General features: G+C 72.3%; 8 protein-coding genes. 3 read left to right on the top strand and 5 right to left on the bottom strand.

Translation table 11 applies throughout. The annotated features are described in order from the left end of the window. Positions 1 to 60: 60 nt before the first annotated feature. From AB0I88_RS32430 to AB0I88_RS32420, 3 genes are all read right to left on the bottom strand, one after another. The gene (locus AB0I88_RS32430; RefSeq protein WP_361033399.1) at positions 61 to 4,278 is read right to left on the bottom strand and encodes a bifunctional nitrate reductase/sulfite reductase flavoprotein subunit alpha; all 4,218 of its coding nucleotides are present in this window, start codon (positions 4,276 to 4,278) and stop codon (positions 61 to 63) included. A gap of 207 nt (positions 4,279 to 4,485) precedes the next feature. Beyond that, positions 4,486 to 6,960 (bottom strand): fibronectin type III domain-containing protein, encoded by a 2,475-nt coding sequence (locus AB0I88_RS32425; RefSeq protein ID WP_361033396.1) that lies wholly within the window; start codon positions 6,958 to 6,960, stop codon positions 4,486 to 4,488. A gap of 30 nt (positions 6,961 to 6,990) precedes the next feature. Then, positions 6,991 to 8,205 (bottom strand): polysaccharide biosynthesis protein, encoded by a 1,215-nt coding sequence (locus AB0I88_RS32420; RefSeq protein ID WP_361033393.1) that lies wholly within the window; start codon positions 8,203 to 8,205, stop codon positions 6,991 to 6,993. A 58-nt stretch (positions 8,206 to 8,263) separates the two neighbouring features. On the opposite strand from AB0I88_RS32420, the gene AB0I88_RS32415 reads away from it, so the two are divergent. After that, complete coding sequence (locus tag AB0I88_RS32415) at positions 8,264 to 9,823, top strand: hypothetical protein (RefSeq protein ID WP_361033391.1); 1,560 nt, start codon at positions 8,264 to 8,266, stop codon at positions 9,821 to 9,823. 45 nt (positions 9,824 to 9,868) lie between these two features. After that, a complete protein-coding gene (locus AB0I88_RS32410) occupies positions 9,869 to 10,030 on the top strand; it encodes a hypothetical protein (RefSeq protein WP_361033388.1) in 162 nt (53 codons plus the stop codon). Here the strand turns inward: AB0I88_RS32410 and AB0I88_RS32405 are convergent. Beyond that, a complete protein-coding gene (locus AB0I88_RS32405; protein WP_361033402.1) occupies positions 10,015 to 11,211 on the bottom strand; it encodes a glycosyltransferase family 4 protein in 1,197 nt (398 codons plus the stop codon). The two genes, AB0I88_RS32410 and AB0I88_RS32405, sit on opposite strands and share 16 nt — an antisense overlap. Before the next feature lie 157 nt (positions 11,212 to 11,368). On the opposite strand from AB0I88_RS32405, the gene AB0I88_RS32400 reads away from it, so the two are divergent. Continuing rightward, positions 11,369 to 15,580: an alpha-(1->3)-arabinofuranosyltransferase family protein gene (locus AB0I88_RS32400; RefSeq protein ID WP_361033385.1), complete on the top strand. Its 4,212-nt coding sequence runs from the start codon at positions 11,369 to 11,371 to the stop codon at positions 15,578 to 15,580. Here AB0I88_RS32400 and AB0I88_RS32395 read toward each other — a convergent pair. Continuing rightward, a complete protein-coding gene (locus AB0I88_RS32395; protein WP_361033382.1) occupies positions 15,502 to 16,701 on the bottom strand; it encodes an acyltransferase in 1,200 nt (399 codons plus the stop codon). The genes AB0I88_RS32400 and AB0I88_RS32395 overlap by 79 nt on opposite strands. Positions 16,702 to 16,755: the final 54 nt, after the last annotated feature.

Genomic DNA, 16,755 nt, shown 5'->3' with positions numbered 1-16,755 from the left:
CGGCCGCGTTGTAACGCTCGCCCGCGTCGGCGAGCGCCTGCCGGGCGGCCGGCCCCCGGGTCAGTAGACGTCGCGGACGTAGCGTTTGTCGGTGGCGAGCTGTTTCAGGTAGGCGGTGGCGGCTTCTTCGGTGAGGCGGCCGTGGTTGACGGCGATGTCGTGGAGTGCGCGGTCCACGTCGCGGGCCATCCGGCCGGCGTCGCCGCAGACGTAGAAGTGGGCGCCGGCCTGGAGCCACGCCCAGAGCTGGGCGCCCTTGTCGCGCATGCGGTCCTGGACGTACACCTTGGTTCGCTGGTCGCGGGAGAAGGCCGTGTCGAGACGGCTCAGGATGCCGTCGGCGCGGAGGGCCTCCAGCTCCTCGGCGTAGTAGAAGTCGGTGGCGCTGCGCTGTTCGCCGAAGAAGAGCCAGTTGCCGCCGGGGGCTCCGGTGATCTGCCGCTCCTGCAGGAAGCCCAGGAACGGCGCCACGCCGGTGCCGGGCCCGACCATGATCATCGGAGTGTTGGGGTCGGCGGGTGGCCGGAAGTGGGGCGCCCGCTGCACGAAGAGCGGGACCTCGGCGCCGGCGGGGGCGTCGGCCAGGTGGGTGGAGCAGACGCCCTTACGGGAACGGCCACGGTGGTTGTCGAAACGGACCACCGAGACGGTGAGGCTGACCAGGCCGGGGTCGGCGAGCGGGGTCGAGCTGATCGAGTAGTGCCGTGGCTGGAGCCTCTTGAGGACGCCGGCCCATTCCTGGGCGTCCGCCTCGACCGGGTGTTCGGCGAGGACGTCGACGGCCTGCCGGCCCCACGTCCACTTGGCGAGCTCACCCTTGTTGTCGGGGCGCAGCAGGGTCTTGAGGTGACCGGCGCCGCTGCGGTCGGCGACGAACCGCAGCAGGTCGGTGGTGACGCGGGTGATGTCGAGGTGCCGGGTGAGCGCCTCGCCGAGCGGCCGGGCGCCGATCCTGTCCAGTCCCACCGGGGTGCCGGCGGACAGTCCGGTGATCTTGAGCCATTCCTCGACGAGTTCGGGGCAGTTGACCGGCCACACGCCGAGCGCGTCCCCGGTCCGGTAGTCGAGCAGCCCGCCGGTGTCGAACGTGAACTGCCGCACCTCCTTGGCCGACCCGGGAAGGCTGAGCAGCCGGTTGCCGACGAGCGCGGCGGTGAGCGGCGCGGCCTTCGTCGCCACCGGCGCGGCGACCGGCCCGCTCCCGGGCACTGGAGGGGCGACGCGGCTGGACGCGGCGGCGGCCGTCACCGCGATCGCGGCCTGAGCGGTGGCGACGGCCGGTGGTGACGCCGGCGAGGGACCGGGCGTGGCGGATGAGCCGGTCAGGGCGCCGAGGACCGAGTCGAGCCAGCCGTCGGCGGTCTCCTCGAAGTCGGGTTCGCAGTCGGCCCGCGCGGTGAGCCGGACCGCGCCCAACTCGGCCAGCCGCTCGTCGAGCCGTTTCCCGTGCCCGCAGAAGTCGGCGTAGTCGGAGTCGCCGAAGGCGAGGACCGCATACCGTTGCCCGTCCAGCCGGGGCGCCCCGTCGCCGGTGAGCGAGTCCCAGAAGGTGGCCCCGTTGTCGGGCGCGTCGCCATCGCCGAAGGTGCTCGTCACGACGAGCAGGTCGGCGCCGGGGTCGAGCAGGTCGGCGGCGGGCCCGTCCATGCCGAGGACGGTCACCTGCCGGCCGGTTCCGGCGAGACGTTCGGCGACGGTTCGCGCGAAGTCCTCGGCGTTGCCGGTCTGCGAGGCCCAGAGCACCTGCAGGCGGCCCGCCGCCGGCTCCGCGGCGGGCGATCCTTCAAGACCCGGCGACGGTACGGGTGAGAGCACCCCGGCGAGCAGTCCGTTCACCCACATGGTGGTGGCGTGGTCGAACGGCGCCCCGGCGGGAAGCACGGCCGGTCCCGGGCGGCTGAACGCCCCGGCCAGGAATCCGGCCAGGTAGCGCCGCTGGTCCTCGGTCAGGTCCGGCGGCGCCGTGTCGATGCCGAGCGTCCGCCCCAGCGTTCCGGGCAGCACCCCACCGAGGCCGGCCGGGCTCACGGCGGCCCCGGTGAGCGCGGGCAACGGCTGCCCACCGGGCGCGGGGGACGGACCCGGCCCGGCCACCCCGGCCGGCACCTGGGACGAACCCGGCCCGGAGGATCCGGCCGGGGAGGACCCGGACGGGGCGGAGGCGACCCGGGTGAGCGACACCGCGCACACCTTCAGCTCCGGCTGGAAGGAGATCGGGTCGACGGCGTCGCTGGTGACCGCGTTGACGCTGACGTATTCGCCGAAGAGGTCGTTCCAGTGCATGGGGGCGAAGCAGTTGCCGGGCAGGACCCGGTCGGTGACGACGGCGGGCAGGACGGCCCGCCCGCGCCGGGAGGCGATCTCGACGAGGTCACCGGCGGCGATCTCGAACCATTCGGCGTCCACCGGGTTGATCTCGAGGAACGGTGCCGGGTTGAGCCGGTTCAGCTTGGCGATCCGGCCGGTCTTGGTCATGGTGTGCCACTGGTGCTGGAGGCGGCCGGTGTTGAGCACGAACGGGTAGTCGTCGTCGGGCATCTCGGCCGGGTCGACGTGCGGCCGGGCGTGGAAGACGGCCTTCCCGCTCGGAGTGGCGAACCGCAGGCCGCCGTCGGGGGTGCGGTACCGGATCGGGTTGCGGTCGGGCCCGCCGGGGGCCGCCGGCCACTGGACCGGTCCCTCGGCGAGGCGGGCGTAGGTCACGCCGCTCAGGTCGTACCCCGTCTGTGGGTTCTTGAAGGTTTTGATCTCCTCGAGGATCTCCTCGGCGCTCGCGTAGGTGAAGCCGCTCGCGTAACCCATCTCGCACGCGACGCGGGCGATGATCAGCCAGTCGGGCAGGGCCTCGCCGGGCGCCGGGACGACCGGGTGGACGAGGGTGAGGTTCCGCTCCGAGTTGATCATGATGCCGTCCGCCTCGGACCACATGGCGGCGGGCAGCGCGATGTCGGCGTACGCGTTGGTCTCGGTCTCGGCGAAGGCGTCCTGGGTGATCACCAGCTCGGCGGCCTCCAGGCCGGCGATGACCGTCCGCCGGTTGCCGACCGACGCGACCGGGTTGGTGCAGACGATCCAGCAGGCCTTGATCCTGCCCGCGGCCATCTGCTCGAACATGTCGACGGTGCCCTTGCCGACCTCGGTGCGCAGGGTGCCGGCCGGCACGCCCCACACCTTCTCGGTGAACTCGCGGTCGGCCGGGACCAGCACGGACCGCTGGCCGGGCAGCCCGGGGCCCATGTAGCCCATCTCGCGGCCGCCCATCGCGTTCGGCTGGCCGGTGAGCGAGAACGGGCCGCTTCCGGTACGGCAGATCGCGCCGGTCGCCAGATGCAGGTTGATCAGGGCGTTGGTGTTCCAGGTGCCGTGGGTGCTCTGGTTGAGGCCCATGGTCCAGAGGCTCACCCAGTTCGCCGCCGTGTCGATCCACCCGGCGGCGGTCCGGATGTCGGCCTCCGGGATGCCGGTCAGCTCGGCGACCCGGTCCGGGGGGTGATCGGCCAGGAACTCCGGCATCGCCTCCCAGCCCTCGGTGTACGCGCCGATGAACCCGGAGTCCGGGGTGATCAGATGCAGCAGGCCGTTGAGCAGTGCCAGGTCGGTGCCGGGCCGGATCTGGAGGAAGAGGTCGGCCTTCTCGGCGGTGGCGGTGCGCCGCGGGTCGACGACGATCAGCTTCGCGCCGGCCTTGACCCGCTCCATCATGCGCAGGAAGAGGATCGGGTGGCAGTCGGCCATGTTCGAGCCGATCACCAGGAAGACGTCGGCGTGGTCCAGGTCGTCGTAGGAGCCGGGCGGCCCGTCCGCGCCCAGCGACAGTTTGTAGCCGGTGCCCGCGCTGGCCATGCACAGCCGCGAGTTGGACTCGATGTTGTTGGTCCCGATGTAGCCCTTGACCAGCTTGTTCGCCAGGTACTGGGCTTCCAGGGTCATCTGGCCGGAGACGTACATGGCGACCGCGTCCGGCCCGTGCTCGTCGATGATCGCGCGCAGCCGGCGGGCGGTCTCGCTGATCGCCGCGTCCACGCCGGCCGGTGCGGGCGCGGCGCCCCGGTCGGCGCGGATCAGCGCGGTGTCCAGCCGCCCGCTCGCGGCGAGCAGCTCGGCGCTCGTCGAGCCCTTGGTGCACAGCCGGCCCGCGTTGGCCGGGTGGTCCCGGTCCCCGCTCGCCCTGATCACCCGCAACGGACCGTCATCCTGGCGCGCGACGTCGAGCACCAGTCCACAACCGACGCCGCAATACCCGCACACGGTTCGCACCTTGGTGACATCGGCAGCCACGGGCACCCCTTTCGGTTCGCCCTCGAACCAGGTCTGTTTCCTGAGGGGCAGCAACCCTCTCCGGAACCAGACCCTAGAAACCCCCGGTTTCCGCCTGGTCACCTGACGCGGCATCCCGGATTTCCCGCACGTCACAGTCGTCCGGGCGGCGGTTGTGAGTGGCCGCCGCCACAGCGGCAGGTCGGCCGGCGGCCCGCCGCGACCCGGTCACCGGACCGTGACGGCGGCCGTCCTCGACAGCGTGCCGTCCGGCAGTTGCAGCCGGAACTCGTAGCGATGGCCGCTGGTCAGCATGGCCGTCTCGTACCGGCTGCCGGTCACCGGGTACGGGTCGGTGCGCCAGGACTCGCCGGCGGACGCATCGCGCAGGCGCACACGGTAGACGAGACCGGGCCGGGTCTCGGCCCACTCGACGACGACCGTGCCGGGCCCGTCGCTTCGGGCGGTGACGGCCGTGGGCATCGCGGACGGCGTACGAGCCCGCACCGCCGAGGAGCGTGGCCCCATCCCACCGTCGCTGAACGCCGCGACGGCGAACTCGTACTCGTGACCGTCGGCCAGGTTGTGCACGACCGCCGTGGTGCCCTCGACCGGAATCTCCTCCTGGGTGAACGCCTTCTGGCCGATCGTCAGGTCACGGCGGAACACCCGGTACCACCGGGAGCCGGTGGACCGCCACCGCAGCTCGGCCACGCCCGGTCGCACCTTCACCGCGAGCCGGGTCGGCGCCTCGTCCGGGCTGGCGACATCGGCCCGGATCCGCACCGGCGGCGACTCGGCGCCCACACCACCGGCGTTGACGGCGGCGACGGTGAACTCGTACTCGTGGCCGTGCACCAGGCGCCCGGTGTCGAACGTGGTGTCCTCGGCCAGCCCGGGCGGGCTCCAGCCGCCACCCGTGGTCAGGTCCCGGCGGAACACCTGGTACGACAGTTCCGGTGCCACCGGGCTCCAGCTCAGACGGATCGAACCGTCCGCACGGGCCTCCGCGGTGGGACGGCCGGGCGCCGCGGGCGGTGCCACCGTCGGTGTGACCCGTACCCCGGCGGACGGCCGGCTGTCCCCGCCGCCACCGACCGCCACCACGGTGATCTCGTAGTCGTGCCCCGGCCGGAGCGGCCCGACCGTGGCGCTCGTCCCGGGATAGGACCCGGCCGGTTCCGGTTTCGCCTGCCCGGCCGTGAGGTCACGGTGAAACACCTTGAAAAGCTGGACGAACGGTATCGCCCCCCAGCGCACGGTGACTCGGCCGTCGGCGAGGGTCTGGGTCGTCACCCCGGCCGGGGCGGCCGGCGCGGGCACGGTCGCCCGCATCGTGGCGGGTGCGGAGAGCGCGCTCTCGCCGTGCCCGTCGACAGCGGTGACCGCGAACTCGTATTCGTGACCGTTGGTGAGGAAGTCGGTCCGGAACTCGGTCGCCGAGCCGGGCCCGGCGCCGGGCAGGCGTACGAAATGGGTCTGCCCGGCCGTGACATCGCGCCGGTGGACCCGGTAGCTGATGTCGTCACCGGGCACCGATCGCCAGGCCAGGCTCGCCGTGCCGGCTCCGTCGGCGACGGCGGTGACCCCCTCCGGAGCCGACGGGCCCCGCGCCGAGCTGCCGTCCGGCGGCCAGTTGACCTCGGCGAACCGTGGGCGGTAGATGCCCGCGTCGGCGTAGGTGACCGCCTCGTCCAGGTTGTTGACGTTGTAGGAGATCAGCAACCGGCCCTCACGGGACAGGTCGAGATGGAGATCGGCGTCGTAGACGATGTGACCGTCGCCGACTTCGGGCGCGGTGAACAGGTGACGCGGGCCGCTGAACGGCCCGGCCGGCGACTTCGCGGTGTAGGCCACGAAGTCTCCGCTGAAGATCAGGTTGTTCTCCTGCGTGACCAGCACATAATGCCTGCCGACCCGGCGCACGCCGTAGTTGGTGCCCACCCCGCTGAGCAGGCGGGCCGAGTCGGTCTCGGCGGTGGACCATCCGCTGCCGGTCCAGAACTCCCAGGCGCCGCTCAGATCGGCGCCGGCGACCCGGGCCAGGTGGGCGAACTTCATGGCGCCGGTCGCCTCGGTGCCGTAGACGTAGGTGAACCCACCGTCGGGCATCACCTCGGAGCCCCACGAGATCCGGTCGCCGAGCGGCAGCTCACGGACCGGGCCGGGGGTGAGGTCGGACTCACGGAAATCGGCGAGCACCGTCCCGGTGAGTTCGTGATCCAGCGGGCCGGCTCCGGACCGGTGGTAACGGTTGGCGAGCACCTGCACCGTGTCACCGTCGGCGATCGCGTCGCCGATCCAGTGGAAATCCCGGTCGGAGGCGGTCGGCACCAGCGCGGTCGGAGTGGCCGGGGTGCCCCCGAAGTGGAACCTCCCGAGCTCGTCCCCGTCCTGCACGATCGCCGAGTTGTTGATGAATCCGGAGCTGCGTGGCCGGGAGCCGTCCTCCGCGGGAGGGCCGAGGAAGGTGTCGGAGAACAACCACAGCGTCCGGTCGCCGGACAGCGGCACCGAGGCGGTCCGGTCGGCGCCGAGCCAGGTGCCGGAGGTGTCGCCGTACTCCTCGAACATCGCGGTGAGTTCGGCCGCGGCGAATGTGCCCCCGTCCTCGGAGAGGCCGAAGGGCCGCGCCGCGGCCCCCACCAGCGTTCCGGCCACCAGAACGGCGGCCACACCGCCGCCCAGCACACGACGTGTCACCTTACGCAATGCCCCGACCCCCGTCCGTCGTCACTCGACCGACAGACTCTCAGATTCAGATCGAACATCGGTAATGGATGTCCGGATTCGCAGCGCGACCAGCCCACCCGTCACGATGAGAGCGAGGACAGCGGCCGCCAGCGCGCTGGAGGCGACACCCAACAGGGTGTGCGGGACGAACAGCCACACCGCCACCACCAGGAGCGCCGTCACCACCCACAACGGCGCCGACGGCCATCGCGCCCCGGCCGCCACCTGAGCGTTGATGAGCATGAAGACCAGCCCGTAGCAGGCGCCGGTGGCCGCGAAGATCGGAGCGTAGCGTCCCAGGCCGTCGTAGTCCGGCCCACCGGCCAGGCGGAACGCCAGGCCGCCCGCCACCGCCGCGGCGGTCACCAGGGCCGCGCCACACAGGCCGATCAGCGCGAGACCGAGCCGCAGCGTACGCCGGTCACCCTGCGCCAGCCGGGGCAGAGCCAGCACGGTCACCACCTGCGGCGCCCAGAGCGCCCCTTTGGTCAGGACGGTGCCGACCGCGTAGGCCCCCGAGGCGTCCGGCGGGAGGAAGCGGCGGGCCAGGAGCAGATCGGCGTACGAGACGACCAGGGTCGCGAGGGTGGCGGCGCTCGCAGTGAAGACCGCGCGCACGGCGAGCGGCTCGCCGTGCGCGACCACGCCGGGGCGCCGGGCAAGCAGGTGCAACGCGGGCAGGGCGAGAATCGCGGTCGCCGCGCCGATCAGCAGTGCGGTGGTCAGGCCCGCGCCGGCGGCCAGGCCCACCACCACCCCGCCGTAACGCCCACCCGCCACCACGGCCAGGCCCGCGGCGAGCGGCAGGAAACGCTCGTCGCCCTGCATCTCGCCGAGCCATCGCCCGGCCGCCACCACCGCCACCGTCGACACGGCGGCCAACGCGGTCGCGGTCAACGGCAGGCGCAGCACGGTCACCGCGATCGGAAGCACGAGCAGCAGAGCGCCGGCGGACGCCAGCACGGTGAGCAAGGCGGGACGGCTCGCCGGGGCCGGGCCGTTGCGGGCCCGGTGCACGGCCACCGCGATCTGCAGGCCGGTGCTCGCCACCCCGATGATCGCGGTCATCGCGAGCAGCGTCGCGAGCACGCTGAGGTCCGGCGCGCTCAGCCGGCGGGCCCCGATCATGGGTACGACGTACGCCAGCCCGTTGGCGAACACACCGGCGCCGGTGACCGCCAGTCCCGCCGTGCCGATGCCGCTGAGTTTTGCCATCCGCCGTCCCTGGTTCATAGTTCGGAGAGCGTGGATCAGACTATGGGTGCGACCCGAGATGAGGAGGTCCGCCCTGCGACCGCTCGCCCTGCCGGTCACGGCGCTGATCGTCACCGGGCTCGTGCTGGCTCCCCTGGCCGCGCCCGGCTACGTGCTCTCCTACGACATGGTCTTCGTGCCGTGGCAGCCGCTGCGCCGGGAGCTCTTCCTGCCGTCGGCGACCCTGCCGCGGGCGGTGCCGCTGGACGCGCTGGTGTCCCTGTCCACTCAGGTCGTGCCCGGCTGGCTGCTGCAACGGATCGTGCTGGCCGCGATTCTGCTGCTCGCCGCGATCGGCGCGGGGCGGCTGGTGCCGTCGGAACGAACGGGTACCCGCCTGGTGGCGGCGACGGTCTACGCGTGGGCCCCGTACCTGGCCGAGCGACTGCTCCTCGGCCAGTGGGGGCTGCTGCTCGCGTACGCCGCCCTGCCATGGCTGGCCGCCGCCGCGCTGCGGCTGCGCGGCGGCGATCGCGGCGCGTTGCTGCCGCTGGCCGGCTGGGCCGCCCTCGCCGCGGTCACCCCCACCGGCGGGGTGATCGCGCTGGCCACGGTCGTCACGCTGACGTCGTCCCGGCTCGCCACCGGGGTGACGTTGCTGCTCAACGTGCCGTGGCTGCTCGCCGCCGCACTGACCGAAGCGGACGCGCGCAGCGATCCGGCCGGGGTGGCCGCGTTCGCCGCCCGCGGAGCCGACTGGACCGGCCCGGTCGGCGCGCTGCTCGGCACCGGCGGCATCTGGAACGCACAGACGGTACTGCCGAGCCGGGCGTCGGTGCTGACACCTGTGGGGACGCTGGCGCTGCTCGTCCTCGCCGGGTACGGTCTGCGGCTCCTGTGGGCGCGCCTGCCCGCCGGTGCGGCGGCACGCCTGACCGTGCTGGCCGCCGGCGGGTTCGCGGTGGCGCTGCTCGGGGTGCTGCCCGGCGTCCGTGCGCTGCTGGAGTGGGCGGTCGTCACCGTGCCCGGGGCCGGCCTGCTGCGGGACGGGCAGAAGTTCGTCATGCCGTACGCCCTCCTGCTCTGCCTGGCGGTGGCGCTCGGCGCGGAACGTGCCGCGACCCGGCTCAGCGATCGCGCGAGCGGCCGGGTGGTGCTGGGCGCCGTGATGTTGCTGCCGCTGGCGATCCAGCCGGACCTGGCTCTCGGCGCCGGGAACCGGCTGCGGCCGGTCGCCTATCCACCGGATTTCGAGACCGTCGCCCGGCTGGTGGGCGCACGCCCCGGCGCTGTGGTGTCGCTGCCGCCGTCCGCCTATCACACCTACTCCTGGAATCAGGGCCGGACCGTGCTCGATCCCCTGCCGCGCTATCTCGACGCCGACGTGCTGAGCGATGACCGGCTGCAGGTGGGGACGATCGTGGTGCGGGGCGAGGACCGCCGGGCCGCGGCCGTACGCCGGGCCCTCACGACAGGCTCACCGCTGGCCGGCCTGGGGGTGCGCTGGGTGGTGGTGCAACGGGTGACCGGGGACTTCACCACCCCGGCGGCCTGCCTGACCGGCTTGCGGCTGGTGCACGACGGGCCTGACCTGGATCTGTATGAGAACACCCTTCGCAGGGAAGTTACTACGTGGTAGCGTCCCGCGCACGCAGAGCACATGGTCCCAAGGAGGAGTCACCTTATGCGTAAGACCCTACCGCTCGTCCTAGCCGGGGTCGCCGCCCTCGCACTCGGCGTGCTCGGCACGGCGGCCCTTGCGTCGAGTGTCCTCAGCTCGCCGACGGAGGCCGCTGCCAGCGTCGACGAGGCGACCTTGCAGACGGGCGTCTACGGAACCAGGTGAGCGTGTGGTCCCGGCGCGTGCGCCGGGACCATCACCGGCTGTGCCACGAGCGCGGCGAACTTCTCCCCCGCCGACGGCCAGGTGAAGCGGTCGGAGTGCGCCCGGGCGGCGCTGCCCATCCGAGCACGGAGCGCGTCGTCGGCGAGCAGTAGCCGTGTCTTGGCGGTGAAGTCGGCGGGGTCGTCGGCCAGCAGCCCGGTCTGCCCGTCCACCAGCGACTCCTCCACGCCGCCCGCGCCTTTGAAGGCGATGTTGGGCGTGCCGACCGCGCCGGCCTCGACGATGGTGAGCCCCCAGCCCTCCTTGAGCGAGGGGGTCAGCGCCACCCAGGCCCGGCTCATCAGGCGCCGCTTCTCCTCGTCGGTGACGAACCCGGCGAATCGCACCCGGTCCGCGATACCGAGCCGGACGGCGTACTCCCGCAGCTCATCCTCCCACCAGCCCTGCCCGGCCACGGTCAGGGTCAGCCCGGGGAACTCGCCGGAGAGGCCGGCCACCGCGTCCAGCGCCATCTCCACCCGCTTGTGCGGCACCAGCCGGCCGACCACCACAAGGGACGGCTCCGGGGTCCGGTCCACCGGCGCCGCGGGGGTCATCTCCGGCGTGCCGTTGTGGATGATGGTGACCCGTTCCGCGTCGACCCCGAGCACGGCCAGTTCGTCCCGCGTGGCCGCGGACACCGTCACGTACCGGCACCGGCGGTACACCCGGGGAGCCAGCCAGGACTCGATCCACCAACCGATCCGGGCCAGCCGGGGAGTCAGCACCACCGGCCACTGCTCCCGGTGCACGTGGTGCACAAGGGCGATCACCGGGCAGAACGCCCACAGTGGAGAAAGGAAGGGCAAACCATTACCGACGTCCACGATCACGTCGGGACGGCCGCCGTGCCGCCGGCTCAGCGGCCCGAGGCCGAGAATCCCGATCAGGTAAAGGAAGGCGGCCCGAAGATAGACCGTGTGACGGCCGCCCCGGCGCAGCACGCGGATCCCGGCATCGGTCACCTCTCCGGCGGGGCCCTCGCTGTGAGCTGCGCACAAGAGGGTGACCCGGTGGCCATGACGGATCAGTTCGCCGGCGATCTTCTCCACGTAGACTTCTGATCCGCCACCGTGGGGGTTGCGGGTGTCCCGCCAGTTGAGGAACAAGACGTGCCGATTAGCGGCGGCCGGTATGTCCACAATCACCTCTACTAGCGAGTAGCATTCGCGGGTCGCGTCACACTATGGGGTTGTCCAGTAACTCCGCAATGGCGGAACAGGGAGAAACATGCGTCACCCACAGGCAGAAGCCGCGCCGGCTCAGACGGGCGGTGCCGCATCGACCACCGTCTGGCGGATGCGCCTGGTCACGGTCTGCCTGGGATTGACCGCCCTCGCTTTCCTCCAGGAACCGGGACAGATCGTCATCGACACCAAGGTCGATCTCGCCGTCGACCCGGCCGGGTGGCTGAACCGGGCGCTGAGCATCTGGGACCCCAACGGAACCTTCGGGCAACTCCAGAACCAGGCGTACGGCTACCTCTGGCCGATGGGCGCCTTCTTCCTGGCCGGCAAGACGATCGCCCTGCCCGCCTGGGTGATCCAGCGGCTCTGGTGGGCGGTCGTCATGACGGTCGCCTGCACCGGCGTGGTGAAACTGGCGGAACGGCTCGGCATCGGCTCACCATGGACCCGCCTGGTCGCCGGCGTCGCCTTCGCGCTCTCCCCGCGCATGATCACCGAACTCGGGCCGATCTCGGTCGAGGCGTGGCCCAGCGCCGTCGCGCCCTGGGTGCTGATCCCGCTGATCGGCATCACGACGGGCAAGTCGATAGCCCGCGCGGTCACCCAGTCGGCGCTCGCGGTCGCCTGCGCCGGTGGCGTCAACGCGACCGCCGTGCTGGCCACCGTGCCGCTGGCCGGTCTCTGGCTGCTCGGGCTCCAGCCGTTCCGCCTGCGGGTCAAGGCCCTGTCGGCGTGGGTCGTCGCCGTCGCCTGCGCCACCGCGTGGTGGCTGATTCCGTTGCTGGTGCTCGGCCGCTACAGTCCCCCGTTCCTGGATTACATCGAGACCTCGGCCGTGACCACAGCGCCGACCGACATGGTGTCGGTCCTTCGCGGGGCGTCACACTGGCACGCGTACCTGAACAGCGCCTTCGGGGCGCCGTGGGCGGCGGGCTGGCGAATCGCCACCGAACAGGCGCTGATCCTGTCCACCTTGGCCGTCGCCGGGCTGGGCATCGCCGGCCTGGCCCGTCGCGGCCTGCCGCACCGCTGGTTCCTGATCACCGGTCTGCTCTGCGGGCTGGCGCTGGTCGGCCTCGGCCACATCGGCGCCGTCTCCGGGTTCCTTCCCGAGGCACAGCGGGCGTTCCTGGACGACGCCGGCGCGCCGCTGCGCAACGTGCACAAGTTCGACGTCGTCGTCCGGCTGCCTCTGATCTTGGGCATGTGCCATCTGCTGGCGCTGTTCAGCCGGTCCGCCGCCACCGCCTCCCGCCCGCAGCGCCGGCTCGCCCAGCTGCGCGCCACCGGGGTCACCGCGGTCGCGGTGATCGCGATCGCCGGCGTCGCCGCCCCGGCTCTCGGCGGAGGACTCGCCGCCCAGGGCAGCTTCCACAGCGTGCCCGGTTACTGGCGGGACGCGGCCGCCTGGCTCAACCGGAACCTCGACCAGGAGCACGTGCTCGTGGTGCCCGGGTCACGTTTCCCCCGCTATCTGTGGGGCAGCCCGAGCGACGAGATCACCCAGCCGCTGCTGAACAAACGGTGGGGCGTGCGCAGTTCGATCCCGCTGACCCCGCCGGCCACGATCCGGGTGCTCGACGCCATCGAGCAGACTCTGAGCAGCGGGTCCGGCTCGGCCGGACTGGCCGAGTACCTGCGACGGTCGGGCGTGCGGTACCTGCTGCTCCGGTCCGATCTGGACTACGGCCGGTCCGGCGCCACCCAGCCGATCATCGTCCGGCAGGCGCTGGCACGGTCGCCGGGCCTGCGCCCGGTCGCGGCCTTCGGACCGTCCGTGGGAGGCGGTCACCTGCCGGGGATCCATGTGGACAACGGTTTCAACGTACAGGTCCGGACCCTGGAGGTCTGGGCCATCGAGGAGACGGCCGAGCCGGTGGTGGCGTACGACGCGGCCGACCTGACCACGGTCGTCGGCGGCCCGGAATCGGTACTGGCCGCGTCGGCGGCCGGGGTGCTGCCGAAGGGACCGACCGTGCTGGCCGGGGACCGCACCGAGCAGACCCCGAGCGGCCCGGTGGTGGTGACCGACGGGCTACGCCGCCGCGAGGTCGCTTTCGGCCTCTCACACGACAGCGCCTCGGCCACCATGCGGGCCACCGAACAGGCCCGGCTCGGCGCCCCGGCGCGTGACTACCTGCCGGACTGGGCCGACGGCAACGAGACGGTCGCCGAGTACCGCGGCATCGAAACGGTCACCGCCTCCAGTTCCTTCTCCGACGCCCAGCCGCTGAGCGGATCACGTCCCGGCTACCAGCCGTACGCGGCGATGGACGGCGATCCGGACACCTCGTGGCGGTCGGCGCCCGGGACCATCGCCAGTGAGCAGTGGCTCGAGGTGCGGTTCGGCACCGCCCGGGTCGTCAGCTCGGTGCGCCTCAGGTTCGACCTGGGCACCGACTCGGTGCCCACCCGGATAACCGTGACCGCCGGCGACAACCCGCCGGTCCGGCGGACGGTCGACACGACAGCCGCGACCACGGTCCCGTTGGCCGGCACCCGGCCCACCACGTGGGTCCGGATCTCCTTCGACGAGGTGATCGACCGGCGGCTGGGTTTCGGCGGGGTCGGTGTCAGCGAGATGATGTTTCCCGGAGTGTTCGCCGAACGGACGCTGCGGGCGCCGGCGTCGCCTGTCTCCGGGACGGCGCCGAGCATGGTGTTCACCGCGGCCCCGGCCGTTCCGGCCTGCTACTTCACCGAGAGCGGCCAGGCCGTCTGCAACGGCGACCTGGCCCGCGGCTCCGAGGACGGCACCGAGATCAACCGGGTCACCACGCAACCTGTCGGGGCGTCCTACGACCTGGCCGTACGGGCCCGGCCCCGGCCCGGTTCGGCGCTCAACGCGCTGATCGACGCCGGCGGGAAGGCCTCGGTCACCCGCGGGATCCTGCCGAACGTCACCGCGTCCAGCGTCGGCGTGCTGGAACCGGCCGCCCGGCCCGGCGCGGTGGTCGACGGCGACCCGGGCACCGCCTGGCTCGCCTCCGACGAGGACAAGGAGCCCTGGCTGCGCCTGGTCTGGCCGGGCCGCCGCGAGATCTCCGGGGTACGGCTCACCCTCACCGAGGGGACGGCGGCGGCCCGGCCGTGGAAGATCACCGTCATCGGTGACGGCGACATCCGGACCGGCTTCCTGGACGATGGCGGCACCCTCGCGTTCAACCCGCCGATGACCACCGGCGAGATCACCGTGCTGATCTCCGATTCGGTGCCCGCGGTGACCTACGATCCATACCGGAACGTGCAGCGCGCCCTTCCGGTCGCGGTCAGCGAGCTCACCGCGCTGCCCGACAATCGGCCGGAGCGGAACTCGCCGACCGCCCGGGTCGACCTGGGGTGCGGCAGCGGACCGAAGGTCAACGTCGGCGGCACGGTCCGGCGGACCGCCCTGGTCGCCAGTCGCCGTGACCTGCTCCAGTTGCGCGAAGTGGACGCCGTCGTGTGCGGTGACGGCGCCACCGCCCCGCTGACGGTCCCCGCGGGCGAGACACGTGTCGTCGCCGGCCCGACGGCCGTGGCGGCGCCGGTTCAGGTCGCTCTCATCCCGCGGAACGGCACGAAGGCCGAAGCCGGCTCGCCGAAGGGGGTCAACCCGGTCCGCTACTCCGCCACCACCACATCGGTCAAGATCCCGGTGCGCGTCGACGACTGGTCGGCCACCGTGCGCCGGCTCCATCTCGGCGACTACCCACGACAGCGGGTGGTCGCCATCCGGGAGAACGCCAATCCCGGCTGGACCGCCACCATCGACGGGAAGGATCTCCCCCGCATCGTGGTGGACGGCTGGCAGCAGGCATGGCTGGTCCCGGCAGGCGCGTCCGGCACGGTGGTGCTCCGCTTCGCGCCGGACCGGCTCTACAGCGCGGCGATGAGTGGCGGCGCCCTGCTGCTCACCGGTGTCGCGGTGGTGGCGGCGCTGGCCGGGCCGAACCGCCTGCGCGGCTCCGGCCCACCGTCCGGGCCGCCCCCGGCCGGTGTTCGCGGCCGGCGTCGTCTGTTCGTGCCGGCGGTCTTCGGTGGGGTGGCGCTGCTGCTGGTCGGCGGGGTCGCGGCGGCCGGCCTGGCGTTGCTCACGGCGGCCGCCGTGCTGATGCTGCGGGTGCTACGGCCGTACTTCGGGATCTACGACCGCCGGCGCCTGAGCCGGTTCAGCCTGCTCGCCGACTGGCTGCTGCCGGTGGCCCTGTTCGCGTTCGCGGGCTGGCTGGCGTTGCGCACCGGCGGCCACACCGCGGCACTGCCTCAGCTGGCCGCGCTGGCCTGCGCCGTACTCCTCTGGCTCTCGGTTCTGTTCCGGCGCGGCGCTCGCGGCCAACGGTGACTGAGACGCTGGAAGGGGCTCTCGATCAGGTAGTAGCACAGGGCGGCCAGCACCAGCCCGCCGCCCAGGGTGATCACGAAGGTCTCGCCGAACGATCCGGTGAACTCCGGCCGTCCGGTCACCCAGTAGATCGATTCGAGCACGAAGGGGTGCCAGAGGAACAGACCGTAGGACACCGCTCCGAGCCACCGGACCGTGCCGCCGCTGAGCGCGTGCTTGGTCCGGGTCTCCGGGCCGAAGGCGAGCGGCACCGTGATGAGGACCGCGAGTGACATGTAGAGCACGAGCTTCGCGGCGAACTCGGCGGCGCTCGGCTCGCTCAGGCCGTGCGGACCGGCGACCGGGGTGGTGGCGATGGCGAACACCGCCAGCGCCGCCGTCCAGCAGGCCAGCGGCGCCGCGGCCATGCCGTCGAGGAAGGCCCAGCGCCGCAGCCGGCCTTCCCGCAGGCCGACATGCACGGCGGCGAGCACCATTCCGGCCCCGAACCACGACGCATAGGCGGGAAACCACATCGTGTACGGCGTCGGCGTGAACACGCCGGCACCGATCAGGCCCACCCAGACCGCCGAGATCGATACCGAACCGCCGATGATCACCCAGTGCCGGTCGGACCGCGCCCTGCCGGCGGTCAGGATCAGCCCGAGGAACGGCAGCAGCAGGTAGAAGACGACCTCGGTGGCGAGACTCCAGGTCTGGCTGACGCCGTGCTTCAGGTTGCCCGCCTCGTAGATCTGCGTGAGAGTGGCGTGCCTGAACCAGTCGGCCGGGGTGGCGTTCGCGTTACGGGGCAGGACCGACAGGCAGACCGCCACGGTCACCCAGTAAGCGGGCAGGATCCGCATGGCCCGGCGCCACAGGTACCTTCCGGTGCCCGGCCGAGCTTTTCCGGTCGCTTTGGCGTGAACCCACGGCCGGAACAACAGGAAGCCGGAGAGCACGAAGAACACCGCCACGCCCGCGTCCAGGCGCGAAAGCCAGCCGCCCCAGTCACCCCCGGACGTATTGACGCCGGTGGCGAACCCGACGTGGTGTCCGACGACGGCTACTGAGCCGATCACGCGGACAGCGTCGAGCGCCGGGACGCGGTGCAGGTGGGGCATCGAAATCGGTGAAGACATGTACCGTCCAAGGGTTCCGTAACCATGTAACCGCCGAGTAACCTCCGGTCATTA

The sequence above is a fragment of the Actinoplanes sp. NPDC049802 genome (assembly GCF_040656595.1).
Taxonomy (GTDB): domain Bacteria; phylum Actinomycetota; class Actinomycetes; order Mycobacteriales; family Micromonosporaceae; genus Actinoplanes.
This window is presented reverse-complemented; position numbering and strand designations above follow the sequence as displayed.

Coding starts and splice junctions, on each gene's coding strand:
- AB0I88_RS32420 (WP_361033393.1), bottom strand. CDS start 8,205: ATGGCAAAACTCAGCGGCATCGGCACGGCGGGACTGGCGGTCACCGGC.
- AB0I88_RS32415 (WP_361033391.1), top strand. CDS start 8,264: ATGAGGAGGTCCGCCCTGCGACCGCTCGCCCTGCCGGTCACGGCGCTG.
- AB0I88_RS32410 (WP_361033388.1), top strand. CDS start 9,869: ATGCGTAAGACCCTACCGCTCGTCCTAGCCGGGGTCGCCGCCCTCGCA.
- AB0I88_RS32400 (WP_361033385.1), top strand. CDS start 11,369: ATGCGCCTGGTCACGGTCTGCCTGGGATTGACCGCCCTCGCTTTCCTC.
- AB0I88_RS32395 (WP_361033382.1), bottom strand. CDS start 16,701: ATGTCTTCACCGATTTCGATGCCCCACCTGCACCGCGTCCCGGCGCTC.